At 40.4% G+C, this 22,474-nt stretch carries 17 protein-coding genes; 10 read left to right on the forward strand and 7 right to left on the reverse strand.

The window, feature by feature from the left end:
- Nucleotides 1-97 precede the first annotated feature (97 nt).
- Together ilvA and VXM68_RS03100 are read left to right on the forward strand one after the other, a co-directional pair.
- Nucleotides 98-1,345 (forward strand): threonine ammonia-lyase IlvA, encoded by a 1,248-nt coding sequence (ilvA, locus tag VXM68_RS03095; protein WP_293957015.1) that lies wholly within the window; start codon nucleotides 98-100, stop codon nucleotides 1,343-1,345.
- A 70-nt stretch (nucleotides 1,346-1,415) separates the two neighbouring features.
- Nucleotides 1,416-1,931, forward strand: a complete 516-nt coding sequence (locus tag VXM68_RS03100; RefSeq protein WP_293957016.1) for a DUF2911 domain-containing protein — start codon at nucleotides 1,416-1,418, stop codon at nucleotides 1,929-1,931.
- Nucleotides 1,932-2,044: 113 nt separating this feature from the next.
- Here the strand turns inward: VXM68_RS03100 and VXM68_RS03105 are convergent, their stop codons facing one another.
- Nucleotides 2,045-4,447, reverse strand: a complete 2,403-nt coding sequence (locus tag VXM68_RS03105; RefSeq protein ID WP_367210431.1) for a prolyl oligopeptidase family serine peptidase — start codon at nucleotides 4,445-4,447, stop codon at nucleotides 2,045-2,047.
- Between the two features lie 460 nt (nucleotides 4,448-4,907).
- On the opposite strand from VXM68_RS03105, the gene VXM68_RS03110 reads away from it, so the two are divergent.
- The 4 genes from VXM68_RS03110 to nrdF are packed head-to-tail and all read left to right on the forward strand — an operon-like array spanning nucleotide 4,908 to nucleotide 8,679.
- Entirely contained in the window at nucleotides 4,908-5,141 is a 234-nt protein-coding gene (locus VXM68_RS03110) for a co-chaperone YbbN (RefSeq protein ID WP_046673718.1), read from the forward strand.
- 34 nt (nucleotides 5,142-5,175) lie between these two features.
- Nucleotides 5,176-5,583 (forward strand): class Ib ribonucleoside-diphosphate reductase assembly flavoprotein NrdI, encoded by a 408-nt coding sequence (gene nrdI, locus VXM68_RS03115; RefSeq protein WP_293957018.1) that lies wholly within the window; start codon nucleotides 5,176-5,178, stop codon nucleotides 5,581-5,583.
- On the forward strand, nucleotides 5,543-7,648 hold the full coding sequence (gene nrdE / locus VXM68_RS03120) for a class 1b ribonucleoside-diphosphate reductase subunit alpha (protein ID WP_294348217.1): 2,106 nt from the start codon (nucleotides 5,543-5,545) through the stop codon (nucleotides 7,646-7,648). The genes nrdI and nrdE overlap by 41 nt, the downstream gene beginning before the upstream one ends.
- Nucleotides 7,649-7,692: 44 nt before the next feature.
- Nucleotides 7,693-8,679, forward strand: a complete 987-nt coding sequence (gene nrdF / locus VXM68_RS03125; RefSeq protein WP_209578155.1) for a class 1b ribonucleoside-diphosphate reductase subunit beta — start codon at nucleotides 7,693-7,695, stop codon at nucleotides 8,677-8,679.
- A gap of 227 nt (nucleotides 8,680-8,906) precedes the next feature.
- Here the strand turns inward: nrdF and VXM68_RS03130 are convergent, their stop codons facing one another.
- The 6 genes from VXM68_RS03130 to VXM68_RS03155 form a co-directional block, all read right to left on the reverse strand.
- The gene (locus tag VXM68_RS03130) at nucleotides 8,907-10,469 is read right to left on the reverse strand and encodes a RagB/SusD family nutrient uptake outer membrane protein (protein ID WP_294185354.1); all 1,563 of its coding nucleotides are present in this window, start codon (nucleotides 10,467-10,469) and stop codon (nucleotides 8,907-8,909) included.
- A 17-nt stretch (nucleotides 10,470-10,486) separates the two neighbouring features.
- Complete coding sequence (locus VXM68_RS03135) at nucleotides 10,487-13,663, reverse strand: SusC/RagA family TonB-linked outer membrane protein (RefSeq protein WP_367210432.1); 3,177 nt, start codon at nucleotides 13,661-13,663, stop codon at nucleotides 10,487-10,489.
- 403 nt (nucleotides 13,664-14,066) lie between these two features.
- Nucleotides 14,067-15,782, reverse strand: a complete 1,716-nt coding sequence (locus VXM68_RS03140; RefSeq protein ID WP_312362296.1) for a GMC family oxidoreductase — start codon at nucleotides 15,780-15,782, stop codon at nucleotides 14,067-14,069.
- Nucleotides 15,783-15,789: 7 nt separating this feature from the next.
- On the reverse strand, nucleotides 15,790-16,278 hold the full coding sequence (locus VXM68_RS03145; RefSeq protein WP_293957024.1) for a gluconate 2-dehydrogenase subunit 3 family protein: 489 nt from the start codon (nucleotides 16,276-16,278) through the stop codon (nucleotides 15,790-15,792).
- Nucleotides 16,279-16,365: 87 nt separating this feature from the next.
- Nucleotides 16,366-17,025: an HAD family phosphatase gene (locus VXM68_RS03150; RefSeq protein ID WP_293883975.1), complete on the reverse strand. Its 660-nt coding sequence runs from the start codon at nucleotides 17,023-17,025 to the stop codon at nucleotides 16,366-16,368.
- Nucleotides 17,026-17,061: 36 nt separating this feature from the next.
- The gene (locus tag VXM68_RS03155; protein ID WP_367210433.1) at nucleotides 17,062-17,697 is read right to left on the reverse strand and encodes a DUF6266 family protein; all 636 of its coding nucleotides are present in this window, start codon (nucleotides 17,695-17,697) and stop codon (nucleotides 17,062-17,064) included.
- 372 nt (nucleotides 17,698-18,069) lie between these two features.
- On the opposite strand from VXM68_RS03155, the gene VXM68_RS03160 reads away from it, so the two are divergent.
- The 4 genes from VXM68_RS03160 to VXM68_RS03175 all read left to right on the forward strand — a co-directional run bounded on the left by VXM68_RS03160 (nucleotide 18,070) and on the right by VXM68_RS03175 (nucleotide 22,456).
- A complete protein-coding gene (locus VXM68_RS03160; protein ID WP_367210434.1) occupies nucleotides 18,070-18,681 on the forward strand; it encodes a fumarylacetoacetate hydrolase family protein in 612 nt (203 codons plus the stop codon).
- A 12-nt stretch (nucleotides 18,682-18,693) separates the two neighbouring features.
- Nucleotides 18,694-20,418 carry a M23 family metallopeptidase gene (locus VXM68_RS03165; protein WP_367210436.1) on the forward strand — a complete coding sequence of 575 codons (1,725 nt, stop codon included), beginning with the start codon at nucleotides 18,694-18,696 and terminating at the stop codon, nucleotides 20,416-20,418.
- A gap of 74 nt (nucleotides 20,419-20,492) precedes the next feature.
- Nucleotides 20,493-20,954: a thioredoxin-dependent thiol peroxidase gene (bcp, locus tag VXM68_RS03170; RefSeq protein WP_293957034.1), complete on the forward strand. Its 462-nt coding sequence runs from the start codon at nucleotides 20,493-20,495 to the stop codon at nucleotides 20,952-20,954.
- 32 nt (nucleotides 20,955-20,986) lie between these two features.
- Nucleotides 20,987-22,456, forward strand: a complete 1,470-nt coding sequence (locus tag VXM68_RS03175; RefSeq protein WP_312362293.1) for a glycine--tRNA ligase — start codon at nucleotides 20,987-20,989, stop codon at nucleotides 22,454-22,456.
- The last annotated feature ends 18 nt before the right edge of the window (nucleotides 22,457-22,474 follow it).

The raw sequence follows: 22,474 nt of genomic DNA on the forward strand, positions 1-22,474 counted from the left end.
ATCAACTATATTTAAACACACAGTAGCGGTAGAATCTTTAGTATCACAGCGGGTATCTGCATTTTCTTACCGACCTTAACTGGGCAATCCTCTAACAATGAATCTTTCCACCTTAAATATCGATTCCGAGGCTACGCTTGAACGCATCAAGTCTGTGGTCAATCGCACCCCTTTACAGTATAACAGGCATTTATCCGAGAAATATGGCGCCGAAGTTTACCTCAAACGAGAAGACTTACAGGTCGTACGTTCGTACAAGTTACGGGGAGCCTATAATAAGATTATTTCACTTACAGAAGAAGAGCGGCAGCTTGGTGTTGTATGCGCAAGCGCAGGTAATCATGCACAAGGCGTCGCTTTTTCCTGTAATAAACTCAATATCAAAGGGGTGATATTTATGCCCGGCCCGACACCACGCCAGAAAATCTCGCAAACCGAAATGTGGGGTAATGGCAATGTAGAAATCATCTTAACCGGGGACACCTTTGACGACTGCCAAAAGGCTGCACTGGCTTATACTGCAGCGTACGGCATGACTTTTATCCCTCCTTTTGATGACCTTAAAATTGTAGAAGGTCAGGGCACCGTTGCTGTTGAAGCCTTGCAGGATTTACCGGATATGGATGCTATGTTTATTCCTATTGGTGGTGGCGGTCTGGCTGCAGGCGCTAGCTATTACCTTAAAAATAAAAACAAAGCCATTAAATGCTATGGTGTAGAGCCCGAAGGTGCTCCTTCCATGCAAGCTGCCCTAACACATGGTGCACCGATTGAACTTGAACATATCAACAAATTCGTTGACGGGGCCGCTGTTAAAAAAATCGGTGCCACAACCTTCGAAATCGCCAAACAACTGCTGGATGATACGCGCTCTATTCCCGAAGGAAAAATCTGTACCTGTATATTAGAACTATATAATAAGGATGCAATTGTCGTCGAACCTGCAGGAGCACTCTCAGTAGCAGCGCTCGAGTTCCACAAAGATGAAATTAAAGGAAAGAAAGTCGTCTGTATCATCTCCGGTGGAAATAATGATATTGACCGCATGAGTGAAATCAAAGAACTGTCTTTACTTTACGAAGGTTACAAGCATTATTTCATCGTTCGTTTCCCACAAAGACCTGGCGCATTAAAACTTTTCGTATCCGAAGTATTGGGACCTAAAGACGACATTACGCGATTTGAGTTTATCAAAAAGACAGAACGAGAAAGAGGCCCCGCGCTGGTCGGCATCGAGCTCAACAAACCCGAAGATTATACAACATTAATTGAACGCATGAAAGAATATAAGTTTGATGTCATTGAGATCAACAAAGACCAAACATTATTCGAGTATTTGGTATAAAAATAAAAAGCAAAATTTTCATCACATAAAAATCTTATATTTAATTGTTTAATCAAAAAAATAAGCACATATGAGAGTAGTAATTTTAGCAATTTTGACCTTAATAGGTCAGCTTACCTTTGCGCAGACAGACAAAAGTAAACGACCAAGTCCTCCTGACAACACCAAGGTGACTACGGTCGATGGTATCACGATCGACATCAATTACAGCCGTCCATCATTAAAAGGCCGTCAATTGGGTGTTGATGTTGCCCCTATCGGTAAAGTATGGCGAACCGGAGCAAATGAAGCCACTACGATCGAATTCGATAAAGATGTATTGGTTGAAGGCAAGAAATTGGCCGCTGGAAAATATAGTCTTTACAGTATCCCGGGCGAACATGAAACAACGCTCATGTTCAATAAAGTTTGGAATCAGTGGGGAACGAAATATGATTCCAAAGAAGATGCCTTAAGCATTTCCGTCAGTAACGCAACAGCAAGTACCGCACAGGAACAATTTAAGATCAATGCCACTCCACAGGGAACAGTCTCCTTGGAGTGGGGAGCATATGTCGTACCCTTTACGGTTAAAGCGAGCAAATAGGTGCGATGCTTTCCAGTGAATCAAAATTTATTGCACAGAAAAAGGGACTGATAGTAGTCCCTTTTTTATAACAACACCGTATCGTGCAGATCTTAATAGTTTTGGCCAGACAGTTAATTTTTCAAGTATTTTTGCAAAAATTGATCCTGCTCCCACAGTAGATGGAATATATTTTCTTTGGCTACATACCCATGCGCTTCACGCGGCAAAATCACCATCCGCACAGGAGCTCCCAAATTCTTTAGCGCCTGGAAATAGCGCTCGGTCTGCAAAGTAAACGTCCCGGGATTATTATCTGCTCCACCGTGAATCAATAACAGTGGTGTTTTCATCCGATCAGCACTTACAAAAGGAGACATGGTCATATACAACGCGGGATCATCCCAGAAGTTTCGCTGCTCACTTTGAAAACCGAATGGTGTTAAGGTTCGATTATATGCTCCAGAGCGTGCTATTCCCGCTGCAAACAATTTGGAATTGGACAACAAATGTGCTGTCATAAATGCACCATAGGAATGCCCGCCTACCGCAACTTTTTTTCGATCGATATAGCCCAGCTGGTCTACCGCATCGATTGCTGCCTCAGCATTAGCCACAAGTTGCTCAATAAAAGTATCATTCGGTTCTTTCGTCCCTTCCCCAACAATTGGGAAGGCAGCATTATCCAGTACAGCATACCCTTTAGATACCCAATAGATAAAAGAGCCATAACTTGGGAATGTAAACTCCTTCGGATTGGCGGTATGCTGTCCAGCCGTATGCTTATCCTTGTATTCCCTTGGGTAAGCCCACATGAGCAATGGTAATTTTTCCTTTTTATTAAAATCATAACCTGCAGGCAGATAAAGCGTTCCCGAAAGCTCTACCCCATCGTTACGCTTGTAATTCAAAATCTCTTTATGAACTTTTTCCAAAGATTTGAACGGGTTTTCAAGAGCTGTTAGTGTCGTCTGTTTCCCAGATTTCATATTTTTCATGTAATAATTGGGGTAGATCGATGCTGATTGAAGCGAAATTAATAAATCCCCTGTTTTGGGATTCACTATTTGGGTAATACGTTCTTGTAGTGCGGATGCCGCTGCAGTGTACATTCGCTTTTTCTTTAAAGATTGTAAATTGAGCTCATCCACAAAGGGGAACTCGCCATCTTTCGTAAAACCTTTGCCCACAAATAAAACCTTATCTTTATCTATATACATGGAGTAAGTGCCTAAACTATTTCTTTCCGTATACACGTCGCCAGGATCATTATATACGTCCTGACTGTTCCGATCGTGCAGCAGTTTGGATTCTCCTGTGGAAGGATTAACCACAAAAGTTTTCCTATTTCTAGTATCATACCATTGCGAATGAACCAAGGCGTACTTCTCATTGCCCCATACGACACCGGCATAACGGTCTTTGGTTTTGAAAATAAGCTTTCCCGCCCCCTTGAAAGGGTATGACAAGGTATATAAGGCATCCCGAAACTCCGCCTCCTTATTGGCATCCCCGCCGTCAAGTGCTTCAACATAAGCTAAAGTAGCGGGTTGGTCGCTCCGCCAATGCCAGGCCCGCTTTCCCGAGCGTGTCGACGAAAACCCTTTCGGCATGACTTCCGTCAAAGGAGTCTCATTAACAAGCGTGATTTCTTTACCAGTACGATCATAGATATGTACCTTTTGCGGAAAATACGATAGCGGAACCACATACGAATAGGGCTTCGTGATTGTCGATACCATCACATATTCGCCACTCGGGGAAAAGCTGATCCCTGTATAAATGGCTTTGTCTTTAAAAGACGAAATTTTGCCGTCAAGATCCACAAGCTGCAGATTTGACTGCGCCAATGTTTCAAAGTTTGTCTCGTCCAATGGGCTCTTCAGCAAGTCCTGATACGTTCTCAACTGCGAAACCTTTCCATCGCTTGTTGAAACAACCGGTCCTTGCGGCAAATCTTTGGAAGGATCCAACAGTGCAGGCCTATCCTGTGGCAGACTGGTAATCATTAAACCTGACGAATTTCTTAACCATTGAAAAGGTGCCGTCATTGTCCCATTCAAATTGTAATTGGTTAACTGTTTGACGTTCCGCGTAGCGAGATCAACAACAAACAAAGCTGTACCACTATCATTGCTATTGCTGAATGCCAAATACTTATTGTCCGGAGAAAACGCAAAGTTGGATAGTGCCGCATTTTCTGGCATCCCGGCAAAGTCAGTATATTCAACATTTTGATCTATTTTTTTTAAGGTAATCTTATCGTAAAAGAGCGTTGAACTCTCCATATATGTTTTCGGATTAATCCTTAATCCCGCCAGTTTCATTTCTTCCTGCCCCAATTCGGCCAGACTTTTATAAGTCGGGCGAAATGTATAAAGCATCCAATTTTTATCGCCTGAAATTTTCAGCTGAGGAGGGCGTACATAATCGGCTAACGCCAGAATTTCAGTAGAGGGCTTTTGAAAGGTAATGTTTTCTTGCGCTTTCGTTTGTAGTGAAGTTAATAGCAAGAGACCATAGAATAGTTTCTTCATAAATTTATTTTTCAAATTAGGACAAAATAAACTAATAAAATATTCATTACGAAGCAAGATCTGTAGCTTTTTTATGACACTAAAATTAAACTTAAATCATTTGTAAAAAAGGGGTAAAAATTACCAATTTAAAGTTATCCACATTTTTAAAACACACAAAATCAACGACTTGATCATAACAACCCGCTACAAACGCATGCTCTGTTAAACTTTTACCCAAAATGTGGAAAAGTCGACCTACCGCATAGCAGGAAAATGTAGGATATTTGTTAAGCTAATAAAAGAATTAGCAACTCAATGAAGTTTTTTACGTATCAGAAACGGACCTTTCTATTTGATAAGTGTCTGTTTTCAGCGCCCGGCCTAACCTTAGGATCGGGATCCCCTATTCAAATTGATACAATTAACTTCGTTCCGAGTTTTTCTATAAAGATTGGAATAAAAAAAATAAACAAGTAACATGGCAAGAATTATCAAATTTGAGAAAAACGATTGTGCCCCTTGCGCACAAGTATCGGCTTATTTGGATCAAAAAGGTATCCAATATGAAACGGTTAATCCTTTTGATGAACCAGACTTGGCCGCACGATTCAAAATCCGCACAGTACCTACTGTAATTGTGTTGGAAAATGAAGAGATTCAACACCGTATCATTGGCTTTAAACCAGAAGAATTGGCCGCCATTGCACTTTAATAAATTCAGCGTATCATTTAAACCAAACAACAACATGATACACATTTATTATGATTCCAAAACGGGCAACGTACAGCGTTTTATGGATAAGGTCGCTCAAATAACAGGCTGGCAAATCCATAAAATAACCCGCGATTTGAAGGTAGAAGACCCTGGCCATTTGGTCACTTTCACCACAAATTTTGGGCAGGTACCCGATAACACAGTAGAATTCATGAAACGCGAAGCTAAAAACATCTATTCTGTTACTTCCAGCGGTAATCGCAATTGGGGGCCGAATTATGGCTTGGCAGCTGATCGCATTTCACAAGATTTCGACATTCCACTGGCATTCAAATTTGAACTGTCCGGAACAATGGAAGACATTAATCAATTTATTGACATCTTAAAGAACTTTTGCGATGGTAGCAAACGAAGTAGCAAAAAACTGGATATTGCTTAATAATGAAATCATGATTAAGCATGATGACGAATTCAGCTTACATAAAGATAAGGAAGCAGTTCGTGCCTATTTCTTGGAATATGTAAATAAGAACACGGTGTTCTTTTATACATTGAAAGAAAAAATAGACTATTTGGTAGAGAACAACTATTATATTGACTTTTACCAATGGTTTACATTTGAAGAAATGGAAGAAGTATTCAACTATGTATACGCTAAAAAATTCCGTTTTGAGTCTTTTATGGCGGCCTTCAAGTTCTTCCAGAGCTACGCTTTGCGTGACGATTCTGGTGAGAAGTTCCTAGAACGCTATGAAGACCGCGTTGTTGCTGTTTCCCTATTCTTGGCAAGAGAAGAAGGCGTAAAAAAAGCAATTGAATACGCCGAAATCATGATCAATCAAGAATACCAGCCGGCGACACCTACCTTCTTAAATGCAGGAAAGAAGCGCTCTGGTGAATTGGTTTCTTGTTTCCTTGATGAAATCGGTGACAACTTAAATGGTATTGGTTACGCTGTTGATTCCGCTATGAAGTTATCTTCTATCGGTGGTGGCGTATCGTTCAATATCTCCAAAATCCGTGCTCGTGGCGAGGCAATCAAAGGTGTTGAAGGTCGTGCGGGCGGTGTACTTCCTATTATGAAAATTATGGAAGACACATTCTCCTATGCCAATCAATTGGGACAGCGTCCAGGTGCAGGTGCCGTATATCTTAATATTTTCCACTCCGATATTGAAGAGTTTTTGGATTGTAAAAAGATCAATGTTGACGAAAAGGTACGTATCAAATCCTTGTCTATCGGTATTATCGTGCCTGATAAATTCATGGAATTGGCAGAAAAAGATGAACCTTGTTATTTGATCTATCCACATACCGTCATGCAAGAGTATGGACAATTCCTGGACGAGATGGATATGGACAAAATGTACGACGAATTGATCACGAATCCAAATGTGAAAAAGAAAAAGATCAATGCCCGTCACCTCTTGGTTAAGATTGCACAGACACAAAAAGAATCCGGTTACCCGTATATATTTTTTAAAGAGAATACCAACCGTGTCCATGCGTTGAATGAAATCGGTCAGGTAAAATTCTCTAACCTATGTACGGAGATCATGCAGGTATCTCAAGTATCCGACATTGAGATCTATGGCAAACAAGATACCATCCGTTATGGCATCTCCTGTAACTTAGGCTCTTTAAATATTGCGACTGTAATGGACAACAAACGTATCAAAGAGACCGTAAAAACGGCTATGCGTGCGTTGACTGTCGTTACCGACGTAACTAATATCGATATGGTTCCTTCGATTGCCAAAGCCAATCGCGAGTTGCATTCCGTTGGACTGGGTGCGATGAACTTACACGGTTATCTTGCAAAAAGCTTCATCATGTACGAGTCTAACGAAGCATTGGATTTTGCCAATACGTTCTTTATGATGATGAACTATTATTCATTGGAAGCATCCATGGAAATTGCCAAAGAACGTGGTAAAACATTTGTTGGATTTGAAAAATCAGCCTATGCTGACGGCACCTATTTCGATAACTATGTCAACCGCGATTACATGCCAAAGACAGCTAAGGTAACAGAGTTATTCGAAGGAATACATATTCCAACGGTGGAAGATTGGTTAGCATTAAAAGCACAAATCAAAGAACATGGCATCTACCATGCTTACCGCTTGGCTATTGCTCCAAATCAGTCGACTTCCTATATCATGAATGCTACTGCATCGGTTATGCCTATTGTAGATATCATTGAAGTACGTGAATATGGCGACAGCACAACTTACTATCCAATGCCATATTTGACAAATGATAATTATTTCTATTTCAAATCGGCATATGATATGGATCAATTCAAGGTATTGAAGCTGATTTCAGTCATTCAACGTCATATCGATCAGGGTGTATCCACTATTTTGCATACCAACTCAAAAGATTCGACGAGAGATTTATCGAGATATTATATCTATGCACATAAACTAGGGTTAAAATCCCTCTATTACACACGGACAAGAAAATCAACGATTGACGAATGTGTCTCTTGTTCAGCTTAATTTTGCGATTTGGTAAACTAAATGCCTAATACTTTAAACTAAAAATGAGTAAAACATATAAAGCCGTCAACTGGAATACCCCCGAGAACGATTATGTATTAATGTTCTGGGAACAAAATATCCGTCAATTCTGGATCGACACAGAATACATTCCATCGAAAGATATTGATAGTTGGAAACGTATCAGTCCAGAAATGAAAGATGCGTATAAAAAAGCATTGGGTGGCTTAACCTTATTGGATACCCTTCAGAGTCATACGGGTATGCCTAAGATCATCGATCACATCGACACATTACAGAATAAAGCGGTATTGTCCTATATGTGTATGATGGAAGCTATCCATGCAAAATCGTATTCTACTATTTTCACGACAGTTTCTACAACTGCTGAAATCAACGATATTTTCGAATGGGTTCAGCAAAATAAATACTTGCAATACAAAGCGCAAACAATCGATGGTTATTATCGTGCGATCGATAAAGAAGACGCTTCAGAAGAAGAAATCTATATGGCGATGGCTTCTTCGGTATTATTGGAGTCCTTCCTGTTCTATTCCGGATTCTTCCTACCATTATGGTTATGTGGACAAGGGGAGATGGTCGCATCAGCTGATATCATTAAAAAAATCATCGCTGATGAATCGATACATGGCGTATTCGTAGGATTGATCGCTCAAGATCAATTCAAAAAACTAAAAAATCAAGATCAGGTCAAAGCACGTTTCTTGGCACTTCTTTACAATTTATATGAAAATGAATTGAAATATACCGAAGAGATCTATACCGAAGTAGGTTTAACTGCCGAGGTGAAAGAATATGTTCGTTATAATGCCAACAAAGCGTTAATGAATCTTGGATTTGATCCGATCTTCGAAGTAAAACAGGTTAATCCAATCGTATTGAATGGATTGAATACCGAGACAACACAACATGATTTCTTCTCCAAGAAATCAACGAACTACGAAAAAGCAACTGAGATTGTTCATCTAAAAGATGATGACTTTAAAATGGATGTGGTCGTAGATATATAATACTGGCGATAGCGTCAAAAAGCCGTTAAGAATTGATCTTAACGGCTTTTTTTATGTGGCTCTGGTGCCCGGCCAATTCTGAACAATCAGACTGAGTTTTTTCCTGAAGGAGCATTAGACAAAGCGCCGCTTCTAAAATAACTTTGCTGATTCTGGATTTTCACCTACAAATCACTTTAGATAATCATGGCTATCCATTTTGATAGCCATGACTACTATTGAAAGATCTATTGATACCCTGGATTCTGCGTCAATTTATTGTTGCGTTGAATCTCATCAGGTGAAATAGGCCATAAGAGGTCGGATTCTTTAAATGTCGCACCAGATGCGTTTTTCGCACCAATAAGCGGAACAAAATCTACTTTTCCGGCTTCTGTTGTGGAGATCACAGGGAACATTTTCGTTCTCAAAATATCATCCCACATTTTAAATTCTAACGGAAACTCACGAAGACGTTCTTTCCAGCACTCTTTGACAAAATTTTCTGCTGATAATCCTTGTAGCTCAGTCGTGAAAGCAGCAACAGATTTTCCTTCTGTGTTTGCACGTGCTTTGACCTGCGCCAGATAACCCGCTGCTTCTGCACTTACACCTGTTGATTTAGCAATACCCTCAGCAGCAATCAATAAGGCTTCAGGGAAACGGTAGAAATTCCAGTCCTTCGTACCCCGCCCAGTTACGGTAGCTGCCTGCTCATCAAAATAATACCAAATACCAGGCACGTCAGATGTCCAGGTTTTGCCATTTACTGGATTGGTATATTTCCAATGGAAAAACTGATTCGGTTGAATACGTAAATCTTTTGTATTATAAACATTCAAGAATTGATTAGTAGGACCATAAACCCTTTCAAAAATTGAATATTTGTCGAAAACAGCAGTTGCTGAAGAATTAAAGGCGTAAGTTGTCCACCAACCACTATTATTGATTGTAGCGTCGTATTCTTGTGCGTAAATCACTTCTTCAAGGTCGTCAGTGGTGCGCAATTTGTTGTATGCACTATTAAATGCCATATCCACATTGGTAGTCATTTTATGGGGTGAATTGATGACAACCTTAGCTGCATCAGCCGCCTCAGCATATTTACCTTGTTGTAAATACACATTTGCGAGAGTCATAGCTGCGACATATTTACCTACTCGATGTCCTCTTGCAGCAAACGTAGTGGCAGGCAAATCAGCAACAGCATCTTTCAAATCGGTTTCAATCAGCTCGTATACTTTTGCAACATCCGTACGGTTTAGGTAAAGTTCATCAGCCAATGTCTCATTTGGTTTAACGGATAGAGGGATTGCGCCAAAGGTCTTAACAAGATAAAAATAATTAAACGCCCTGAAGAATTTAGTTTCAGCCAATAAGGTCTTTTTTCTGGACTCATCCATATTAATTCCAGGTATATATTTTACACCTGCATTGGCAATATTAATTGCTTTGTAGCTTTCGTCCCAAATGGTATTCATGGTACTTGACACCACACTAGTATTTTGTTGCCTTGTCAACTGCCGTGCAAATAGACAGATTTGTTCTTGACCTTCATAGGAATTGATAAAATAACCAGTTAACATCGTATTTATTGAAGCTGTAGGGCCTACATAAGCACTTGCAGCAACAGAATAGCGAGATGGTGCCCCCCTACGGTAAAGTGAATTCACTGTAGCCATCGCCTGACCATCATTGGCATAATATTGTTCTAAGGATAAATTGGACCTTGGCTCCTCTTCCAAAAATTTATTGCAAGATGTTGTCAACGCCATGCCGGCTAGCAACAACATAAATAATTTATTTTTCATGTCTGATAAGTTCTTGATTAAAATGTAACGTTTACACCCAAAGAGAAAGTTTTTGCTCTTGGATATGCAAAAAAGGTCATATTTTGTCCAAATTTACCTTCTCCCTGGGAAGTACTCTCCGGATCATAACCTTTGAAATCGCTTGATGTAAATAGAAACGGATTATTTGCGTTTGCATAGACCCTTAATCTATTGAGGCCAATGCGCTTCAGTGCATCCGGCGTAAAGGTATAGCCCAATTGAATCAAATTGACCCGTAAATATGATCCGTCTGCAATCCAAGAATCATCCACGTTGGAGTCTTGTCCACGATGACCTCCATTTGTTAGATAAATAGCTTGTTCCATGGTATTTGGATTAGAACCATTATAAGCATCTGTCAGAATTTCTTTCAACCCATTGGTAATACCGAAACGGTCATAGGTAGAGTGGAAAAATTGTTGCATAATCTCTACACCTTTGACAAATTGAAGATCAAGCGTAAAATCAAAATTTTTATATCTCAAATTGTTAACAAAGCTTCCTGTCCAATCAGGGAGCCCTTTTCCAATGATCTCCTTATCTTTAGTACGTTTAGCCCGGCCAATATCTTCCATTTTCGCATCCCCTGCGTCTACGTCTGCCTGTGTATATACGCCTAGTCTTCTATATCCATAGAAGCTATTTAGGTTTTCACCCACGCGAATGATACTATTAGCACCACCTACCCAACTATTCATAAGGATGTCCGCGTTATTTTCACCAAGCGTCAATACTTTATTCTTATTGTAGTTAGCATTCACAGAAGCCTTCCAATTGAAATCTTCATTATTTATGATCGTTCCATTAACCATAATGTCCAGACCCTGGTTCTGAACAGATCCGATATTTTTCATGACCGTACTAAAACCAGAGGCTGTTGGTAAAGGAGCATCCAACAATAGATCCGTCGTCTTTTTGCGGTAATAAGATACATCAAAATTCAAACGGTTTTGCCATAAACCTAATTCTACCCCAACATCAAACTGCGCAGTTTTCTCCCATTTTAAATCTGGGTTAGCGATGGTATTAACAAAAGAATATGGTGCACGATTATTATCCAATAAAATCGTTCCAGCATCCACGATAGCGAGTGATTTATACGGATCTATCTCGGAATTACCTGTTAGACCAAAACTAGTATGCAATTTCATGTTACTGATAGATTCGTTTCCTTTCAGGAAATCTTCGTTAGAGACATTCCATGCTAAACCAACCGAAGGGAAAAAGGCATACTTATTGTTTTTACCAAATTTGGAAGAACCATCGTAGCGGCCTGTAACGGTGGCCGAATATCGGTCGTTGTATGAATAGGCTGCTCTTAAGAAATAAGAATTCATTGCCCATCTGTTCCATGCTGATGTAGACGGATCAGGTGTAATGCCAATACCTAAATTATTATATTCATAAAAATCATCAAAGAAACCTGTTGTTCGTGAACGGTCATTATCGTATGTTCTTGCCTGCCACGACAGACCCGCCATTGCATTGATCCTATGTTTGTCAAATTGCTTATTATAGGTTAAATAAGTTTCTTCTTGCCAGTAAAGCGTATTGGTGTTATTGATTTCTGCCCAACCATTTGGTCTAGAAATATTATTTAACGATATTGAAGAGTAGCCTTTATAAATTTTCCGGTGGCTATCTATACCCAATTGTGTCTTCAGATCCAATCCATCGGCCAGATGAAAAGTCAATGCGGCATTTCCGAAAATCTGGGTGTTGTAACGCATCCTCTTTTGTAGATCTAAGATTGATACTGGATTCGCCATACCCTCAAACCCTAACTTCTCGGAGACTGTAGAGGAAGAGGAATTGGTATACTGACCATTTTGATCATAAACCGGATACCAAGGTAACATCTCGATCATTGTTCGACGTGCTTCCTGACCACCACCATCTTCCGGCGTGTAGCGACCCCAGGTATGATTGACCGTCATATTAATAGCTGTAGACAACCAGGACGTCGGTTTCGCATCATAAGATAATTTACCATTAACACGTTTGTTCCAAGTATTGTTGACCACACCCTGTTGATCCGTATAGTTTAAGAATGCACCAACAGATGATTTTTCATCACCCTGCTGTACATTTAATTGGTGATTATGTGAAATGGCCGTACGTGTCGCTTCTCGCTGCCAATCCGTATCATACAAGGGATTTCCATTCGCGTCGAAATAGTTGGAATCATTGAACCAATCTTTTTTATTTAAAGACCAAGGCGTCCAGTTCTTATCCCTATCTTTCAAAAACTGCGCAGCGTATTTATTTTCATTCTCTAATCCAATCATAAAGGCATCCACCCATTCCTGCGCATTCAGCACATCCATATAGCGTTGCACAGAACTTACGCCGGCCGATCCTTGATAACTAATCGTCCGAGATCCATCTTTGTTTCCACGTTTTGTAGTCACCAAGATAACACCATTTGCACCGCGCGCACCATAAATTGCTGCGGAGGAAGCATCTTTTAATACCTCTATGTTTTCAATATCATTCGGATTTAACAAATGAAAATCTTCCATGACGACACCATCTACAACGTAAAGAGGATTAGAGGAAGAATTGATTGTTGCCACACCACGAATGACCACACGGTTGGCATATGCTCCCGGTTGGCTCGAGTTTGAAAAGATATTAACACCAGAAGCTTTTCCTCTTAGGGCGTCCAAAGGGCTGAAACTTTGATCTTTAATCATGTCGGCTCCTTTGACCATCGCAATAGACCCCGTTACATCCGATTTACGCATGGTACCGTACCCTACAACGACAACTTCGTCCAATTGACTTTGATCATCGTCCAATTGCACGGAAACTGTTGTACCGGAAACAGTAACTTCTTTGGATTTGTAACCGACGGAAGAAACTACCAGTACATCCCCCGATTTAGCATCTAGTGTAAAATTACCCAAGGCATCGGATTGCGTACCTTTTGAAGTACCTTTAACGGCGATGTTTACTCCCGAAATTGGCTTTCCGGTAGCATCCAATACTTTTCCTTTAACTTGTTGCTGCAAATGGTTCATCTCTTTGACGACGGATTTGCCTTCGTACTTGAATGAAGTTTCGACTGCGGCATTGACTTGTTGGAAAGTACCAGCAATGACAGCTAATGAGAAAAATAGTTTCGATTTTTTCCCAAGCTGCGCAAGTGATTTTACGTCAACTTTGCTCATATTAATAGTGATTTGGTTTATAAAAACGTTTTAGCAAAATGAAGCTAAAAACGTCTAGTTAAATTTAGTTTCCCTTAATTGATATTTTTTTGCAATCTGCTGCGTGACGAATTGCCTATTAGATTCCTTTTGCGTCCATTTACGATAAAATAGAAAGCACCGGACCTAAATGCCTATGAAATTATTGTTTCACAGAATTCGCAATAAATAAGCTAAATCGCTTTTGCTTTTGTTGTAAAAATTTTTTGGTTTCCCAATTTTGGTTTTTTGATTGTCTATAGCTTCTTGTCTTTCTTTTGGTTATTGTTTCTTGGTTGTCACATGTTATCCAGTTGGAAAGATAACATTTTAATTTTACTGGAGAAAGATTTTTTTTTAAAAACCTTTCTCCAGTACCGTACTTTTAGATATTTCCTTTTTTCATTTCGCTGATCGCATAATCGACAGCCCGTGCCGAAAATGCCATATACGTCAATGAAGGATTTTGTGTTGATGTAGACGTCATACTTGCACCATCAGTGACAAATACATTTTTCACCGCATGCATTTGATTCCATTTGTTCAATACCGAAGTCTTCGGATCGTGTCCCATACGAGCTCCGCCCATTTCGTGGATATCCAGCCCCGGAGCCTGCCAGCGTGTATCGGGCCGAATATTTGTAAATCCAGCATCCGTAAACATTTCTGTCATGACAGCGATGTAATCTTTTTTCATTTTTTCATCGTTCTCATCATAATCGACAGCAATTTTTAACAGCGGAATTCCCCAATCATCTTTTTTACTTCCATCTAATGAAACCATCCCTGATTCTTTTGGTATGGTTTCACCCATCATGTGAGATCCGACCTGCCAAATACCCAGTTTAGGATTTAACAAATTATTTTTCAGATCAAGTCCTAAACCCGAACGATCGGACTGTTTACCGCGCGAAGCTCCGAATCCGGCAGCATACCCCCTTAAAAAGTCGGTCTCCTGCTTGTGCAAGTTCCTGAAACGTGGAATATATCCTCCACCTGCGGGATTCCGCCCTTCGGTCTTAAAATCTAACAAACCTTCATACTCGGCATAGATACGTGCACTATAATTATGAAAGGCAACGTATTTGCCTAAAACGCCACTATCGTTGCCCAAACCATTTGGAAAGCGGTTGGATGTAGAATTCAATAAGATCAAATTTGTATTGATTGCCGCCGCATTGACAAAAATCAGCTTAGCATAAAAATCAATTTCTTCTTTTGTATTGGTGTCAATCACACGTACGCCCACGGCTTTTCCTTTTTGTTCATCATACAGGATGGAGTGAACTACAGAAAATGGCCGTAAGGTCATATTTCCGGTCTTTGCGGCCCAAGGGATTGTCGTGGCATTCGAACTGAAATATCCACCGAAAGGGCATCCGCGCTGGCAAAGTACCCGATTTTGACACTGTACACGACCTTGCTCGATGTGAATGGGATTGGGCTTAGAGAGGTGTGCACAGCGGGCTGAAATTACCTTGCGTTCCGGAAATCTCTTTTGAACGCTTTCTTTAAAATACTTTTCAACAATATTTAAAGGGTATCCCGGCAGAAACTCACCATCTGGCAATTCTGGAAGTCCGTCGTGGTTTCCAGCAATGCCGGCAAATTTTTCGACGTAACTGTACCAAGGCGCTAAATCGGCGTAACGTATCGGCCAATCTACAGCAAAGCCATCTCTGGCAGGGCCTTCAAAATCAAAATCAGACCAACGTTGTGTCTGTCTCGCCCATAACAGCGATTTACCCCCCACCTGGTATCCCCTGATCCAATCAAAAGGTTTCTCCTGAATATACGGGTGCTCTTTGTCCTTCACAAAAAAATGGGCTGAATCTTCATGAAATGCATAACATTTGCTGACGACTGGATTTTCTTCCTTTACTTTGAAAGGCATCTCGTTCCGATGCTCAAACTCCCAGGGCATCATATTGGTGGTTGGGTAATCTTTAATATGCTGAACATCACGTCCACGTTCCAACACCAATGTTTTTAACCCCTTCTCGCACAACTCTTTTGCGGACCATCCTCCGCTAATTCCAGAACCGATTACAATAGCATCGTAGGTCCTGCTTTTTTCACTGTCAATATTTAAATTTGCCATGTGCTATTTACACCTTAACTTTTACCTCACCATTATACGGACCCGGAATAAGTTTATAGATCACCTTATTCTTCATCACATATTCTGAGTTCATATACCCCTGAATTGCACGTGATTTGAACATATCAAAAAAAGCCTTCTCGTCAGTTTGGTCTTTCAATCCCGCCAATGTGGTCTCCGTTTCTTTACGGTTCGCTAAATTCAACTTTTTCCTCAACGCATTGAAACCTGCGACAAATTTAGCCTGATTTTCTGGTGACTCACAATCGTCCACCATTTTGATGACAAAAAGATGCAAATTCAGATCCTTTCCTCCCGGTGTATCCGATTTTGGAATTAGTATGTCGGCGAGATTGCCCAAAAATTGCTCATCCTCCGCCGAAATCTTCAGCTTATTCAATACAATGGACGCACCACCATCATTCAGACAGGACGACAAAATTGTCAGTCCGCCTGCTACAATGAAAAATTGCTTTATCGCGGTTCTTCGGTTCATAATCAGAATTCCATTTACAATTCGGTAATATTACGTATATCCAAATAAAAATACAAATGCTAAAACGATTAAATTATCCGGCAATCCTTAAATCCATTGTGATAACAGCGCTTTTGCTTCAGATAAGTTTTCCACAATGTTATCCACAGCTGTTAGTCTAGCACGTTCTACCTCCTGTTTCGTTACCGCAATCAACCGCATACCCGCGCCCAAAGCCGATTTACTTCCAGTTATCGTATCCTCAATAGCCACACAACTATCCGCTGCTAAGTTTAAGTTCGTCAATGCCAAACGGTATGGCTCCGGATTAGGCTTGGGAAATTCGACGCACTCACGGGTAACGAAAAATTCAAAATAATCCAAAAGCCCATGTTTACCCAAAACCGTATCTACCGTACTGCGGAAACTGGAGGTGACAAGTCCGATATGAATGCCGCTCTCTTTCAAAAACGTTAAGATTTCCCGGGCATCCGGCATCAATTCAATGTCGCTCATGTTGGAATCGGCATAAGCTGCACGTGTACGCTTCCACATATATTCTTCCGTCGTATCGTAGCCGTAGTCATCGACCAATCGTTTGACATTATGTGCTAAAGTATGCCCTGCAAAATCACGAATCCAATCTTCGTAGCTGATCACTAAATTAAATTCATCCTTTAATATCGGCGCCCAATTTTTGAAATAGAAATATTCCGAATCAATCAACGTTCCGTCTAGGTCAAATAACACTGCCTTAATTTTATCCATAGTGTTAAAGATACACAAGTAGGCTGAAAAATCCTATTAAATGACACCGCAATAGGTCGAATTGGAGAGTACACCTTGATAGGTATCCCAAAAACCGATGTAGACATGATAATCAAATTTGTCCATTTTAAATCTCGGGATCTCAACCGTACATTCACCCTGCCATACATCCGCGATAGCCATTTTGAGATCCCCCTCCCTATCCAAACTGACCAAGGCCAAATTTAATTTAAAAGTGCTATCCCTGTATTTCGGATTCGGTATCCAGTGTAATTTCAGCAGATCATCCTCCCATCGAGCCTCAACACCTTCGGGTGACATGAGCTCCCCGACAAATACCCGCACTTTTTCCATATTAATAACAGGTCTATTTTCGACATCCAAATCAATCGCGTTTTTGAGAATCTGCTGTTGTGCAAGCTGAAATTTCCCAAGCCCCGATTTTTTAGATTCTTCAAATTGATACCCAAAATTAACAATAGGCTTTATCCAGCCACAAAACTTACCGGCCAATTTCATTTTTTCACGATGTGTCAATTGCGCGTGAGTTGGAGGTTTGGAACTTTTTCTACGCGAACCGCGTATCACCCATTTGCCATTGAGGTTATAACCATAGACTGAGCCCACTTTACCACGAAAACCACCATTCGGACCATCTTCTAATATTGCCATTTTTAAACCTTTTTATTGTAATGCTATAATCTATTTTACAGCTTAACAAATAATAGTTATCAATGTTTGACTTAGTTTAGTAATAAGTTAGAATTTAGATAGGTTTAAGTTAGGTTTTAATTAGGCTATACCTAAACAAACCCTAACTAAACCCTAAGCTAACCCTAACTAAACCCTATGCAAATAGGCCATTTGACCTAGTGGATAATACAGGTTGTTTATCATCATTTTTGGATAAGGTTTGGACATTTACTAAGTTTGTTGAGGTGAGCTATACATAACGAATACCGCTTAACAGACATATGCGACGTACGTCGAGCTTAAGTGCTCGCTAAGAAATCTAAAAGCTTCATCGCCTTAAAAATTTATATCATGAAAATAATTGCTATCGGTCGCAATTACATCGACCACGCTAAAGAACTCAATAATCCAGTCCCTGAAACTCCCATTATATTTTTAAAACCTGATACTGCGGTGTTAAAGGATAACAAAGATTTCTATTATCCTGAATTTTCAAAAAATATCCAGTTTGAAACTGAAGTCGTCCTTCGGATATGTAAGGAAGGAAAACATGTGACACCAAAATTTGCATCAACTTATTTCGATGCTGTCGGCCTGGGGATTGACTTTACCGCCAGGGATGTACAGCAAGAATTAAAAGCAAAAAGCCTTCCCTGGGAATTGGCAAAAGCATTTGACCATTCGGCAGTCATCAGCAACATGATTCCTAAAGAAGAATTTGCGGAAGTAAATTCGATTGATTTCTCCCTGCAGCAAAATGGGCAAAAAGTTCAGCAGGGAAATACCAAGGACATGATATTTTCCTACGAAGATCTGATTGTATATACCTCCAAATTTATTACCCTACGCAAAGGTGACCTCATTTACACCGGAACTCCAGTTGGTGTCGGATCTGTGGCCATCGGCGATTTATTGGAAGGTTTCATTGGCGAACAGAAGATGTTTAGCTGTAAAATCAAATAGCTGGGAAATAGCATGATAAAAAAAACGACAGCAATGCTCTCCCTGCTGGCCTGCATGACAGGTCTAAGCAAGGGACAAGATATTATCAAAAGCCGCAATTATCCACAAAATTATTTTGTACGCCCCATGGATATTCCTCCACAGGCTTCGGGATCGTTTGGGGAATTGCGCGCGACGCATTTTCATGGCGGAGACGATTACCGCACACAACAACGTATAAATATCCCTGTACATGCAGCAGCCGAAGGTTTTGTATCCCGTGTGCGAGTACAAATAGGTGGTGGGGGCAATTATGTTTACATTGATCATCCCAATGGTTATACCTCGGTGTACATGCACCTCGAAAGCTTTAATTCGGATCTTGCGAAAATCGTTAAAGATGAGCAGTACAAGCAAAAACGTTTTGATGTCGATATATTTCTCAAACCCAACCAAGTTCCTGTAAGAAAAGGTGAGTTTATTGCAAATTCAGGTAATACCGGTGGTTCAGCCGGCCCACATCTTCATTTCGAGATCCGGGATACAAAAGCACAATTGCCGCTCAATCCGCAATTGTTTGGCCTGTTGTTTCCAGACGGTGTAAAACCGATTATCCGCGGTATGACGGTCTACGATTTAGGTTCCGAATTATTCGACGAAAACACACCCCGAAGACATCAGACGATCAAGTCGGCCGGCAATGGTACCTATAGCTTAGCGAGTACCGCGCCGATACCAGTGAATGGTACCTTTGGGTTGGGAATCAACACGGTTGATAAACGGAGAGGCATCTCTTTTACATATGGTGTGTATTCGATTGAACTATTTCTGGACAATAAAAACATCAGCACGGTACTGTTCGAATCCATTCCTTTTGATCAGACCCGTGCGATACAGTCCTACGTAGACTACCCTTATTCAAAAAAGTCAGGGGTACGCGTGCAAAAGAGCTTCAAAGATCCAAACAATCCGATCAACATCTTCAAAAACTTGGATAACCTCGGTAAAATAACGTTGAAAGACAATGAGGTCCATGATGTAAAATATGTCGTTAAAGATGTCCAAGGGAATACGAGTGAATTGAATTTTAAGGTACAAAATAACCCATCGCTGTCAATCAGCCGCCCAAATGCGAAGGGGCTTAAAATGTTTCACTATGCCGATGAAAACAAATATGAGGCGGAAAATGCGCGTATTTACATGGGTAAAAACATATTGTATGATGACCTTTATTTCAATTATTCACAGGCTGCAAAACCGGCAAGGGGTTACTCGGCAATGCATTATATCCATAACAGCTATACGCCGGTGTTCGGATATTATAAGCTCATGATCAAACCAGACTACACCCTGTCTGATAACCTGTATGACAAAGCCTTGATTGTTTCTTCTGATGGCGGAGCACAAGGTGGTCAATATGAGAACGGCTGGGTGGTAGCCAACGTACGCGAATTTGGTGGTTTTTACATCGCTGTCGATACCATTGCACCAAATATCACTGCGCGTAACCTGACCGACGGCAAGAATGTTTCCAATCAACGCTCCATCGATTTTACCATCAGTGACAATCTATCGGGTATAGCTACTTTTGACGCTTATATTGACGGGAAATGGGCTTTAATGAAATATGACCCTAAAACAAGACATATCTGGCATGACTTCGAACCGGAACTCAGCAGTGGCAGACATGAGTTTAAACTCGAAGTGAAAGACAACAAAGGGAATTTGAAGACATACGAAGCTTCGTTTATGAAATAGCGACCTGATTTTCGGCAATAAATCTGCGGTTTTAAGAGATTAATCGTATCTTAAATGACTAAATACAGCGTATTATGGCAACACTAGAAGTAGGACAGAAAGCACCGGATTTCAGTGCAAAAAATCAACATGGCGAGACCGTCCATCTTTCCGATTTTAAAGGGAAAAAAGTTATTTTATATTTTTATCCCAAAGACAATACACCAGGCTGCACCACGGAGGCCTGCAACTTCAGAGACAACTATCAGTCTTTGCAAAAAGATGGTTTTGAAATCATAGGTGTAAGTGTGGACGATGAGGCATCACATCAAAAATTCAGCAGTAAACATGAGCTCCCTTTTCAGTTGCTTGTCGATGAAGACAAGAAACTCGTCGAGGCGTATGGTGTATGGGTCGAAAAAAATATGTATGGCAAAAAGTATATGGGCACCGCACGTACTACCTTTGTGATTGATGCAGATGGTATTATCCAACATATTATCAAAAAAGTAGATAACAAAAATGCGTCTCAGCAGATCCGCGATTTAGGCGTTTAAAATCTAAATACTTATATCTATATTTGCCACTTATGAGCAAACAGACAGACGACTTTTTCAAAAGTGTAGTATCACACGCGAAGGAATACGGTTTTGTATTTCAATCGAGCGAAATATATGACGGATTAAGTGCCGTCTACGATTATGGTCAATTGGGTTCGGAACTAAAAAACAACCTCAAAACTTATTGGTGGAAATCCATGGTGCAATTGAACGAGAACATTGTTGGTATCGATGCCGCAATTTTTATGCACCCCACAACATGGAAAGCCTCGGGTCACGTCGATGGTTTCAATGACCCAATGATCGACAATAAAGATTCAAAAAAACGTTACCGTGCGGATCAATTGATCGAAGATAAAATTGCGCGTTATGAAGCGGATGGTAAAACAACTGAAGCAGCAGCATTATTAGAGTCGTTGAATACAGCATTGAATGCCGACGATTTAGCTGGACTAAAAACCATCATTGAAGAACATAACATTGTATGCCCAGTCTCAGGCACCAAAAACTGGACTGAAGTACGTCAATTTAATTTGATGTTTGCAACCCAAATGGGTGCTATGGCTGACGGTGCAGATCAAGTGTACCTTCGTCCTGAAACTGCACAGGGTATTTTCGTCAACTTCCTGAACGTACAAAAGACAGGACGTATGAAAATTCCTTTTGGTATTGCCCAAATTGGTAAAGCTTTCCGTAATGAAGTAATCGCACGTCAGTTTATTATGCGTATGCGCGAATTCGAGCAAATGGAAATGCAATTTTTCTGCCGTCCGGGAACCGAATTGGAATGGTATAACAAATGGAAAGAGACACGCTTGAAATGGCATTTGGCATTGGGCTTCGATCCTTCCAACTACCGTTACCACGACCATGATAAATTAGCGCATTATGCAAATGCTGCTGTTGATATTGAATTTAATTTCCCATTTGGGTTTAAGGAGGTTGAAGGTATCCACTCACGGACAGATTTCGATTTGAAACAACATCAGGAGTATTCTAAAAAGAAAATGCAATATTTTGATCCGGAGATCAATCAAAACTACATTCCGTATGTGATTGAAACTTCAATCGGATTGGACCGCCTTTTCTTAACTGTACTATGTAACTCTCTGGTAACGGAAGATTTGTCTACGGAAGAAAAACAAGATTCGCGCGTTGTATTGAAATTCCCCCCAGCATTGGCTCCGGTAAAAGCTGCCATTTTACCATTAACCAAAAAAGATGGTTTGCCAGAGAAAGCGCGAGAAATATTGAATACGCTGAAATTGGATTACAATGTTCAGTACGATGAAAAAGATGCTATCGGAAAACGTTATCGTCGTCAGGATGCTATCGGAACGCCAATCTGTATTACAGTTGATTACGATTCTTTGCAAGATAATACTGTCACGATCCGCCACCGCGATACGATGGCACAAGAACGTGTTGCCATTGCCGATCTTGAAAACATAATACATAACCTAGCTGGTTGGAATACCATGCTAAAGAAATTAATATAACCAAAATGCTATAACAAA

This window comes from Sphingobacterium sp. R2 (assembly GCF_040760075.1).
In the GTDB taxonomy this organism is placed as follows: Bacteria; Bacteroidota; Bacteroidia; order Sphingobacteriales; family Sphingobacteriaceae; genus Sphingobacterium.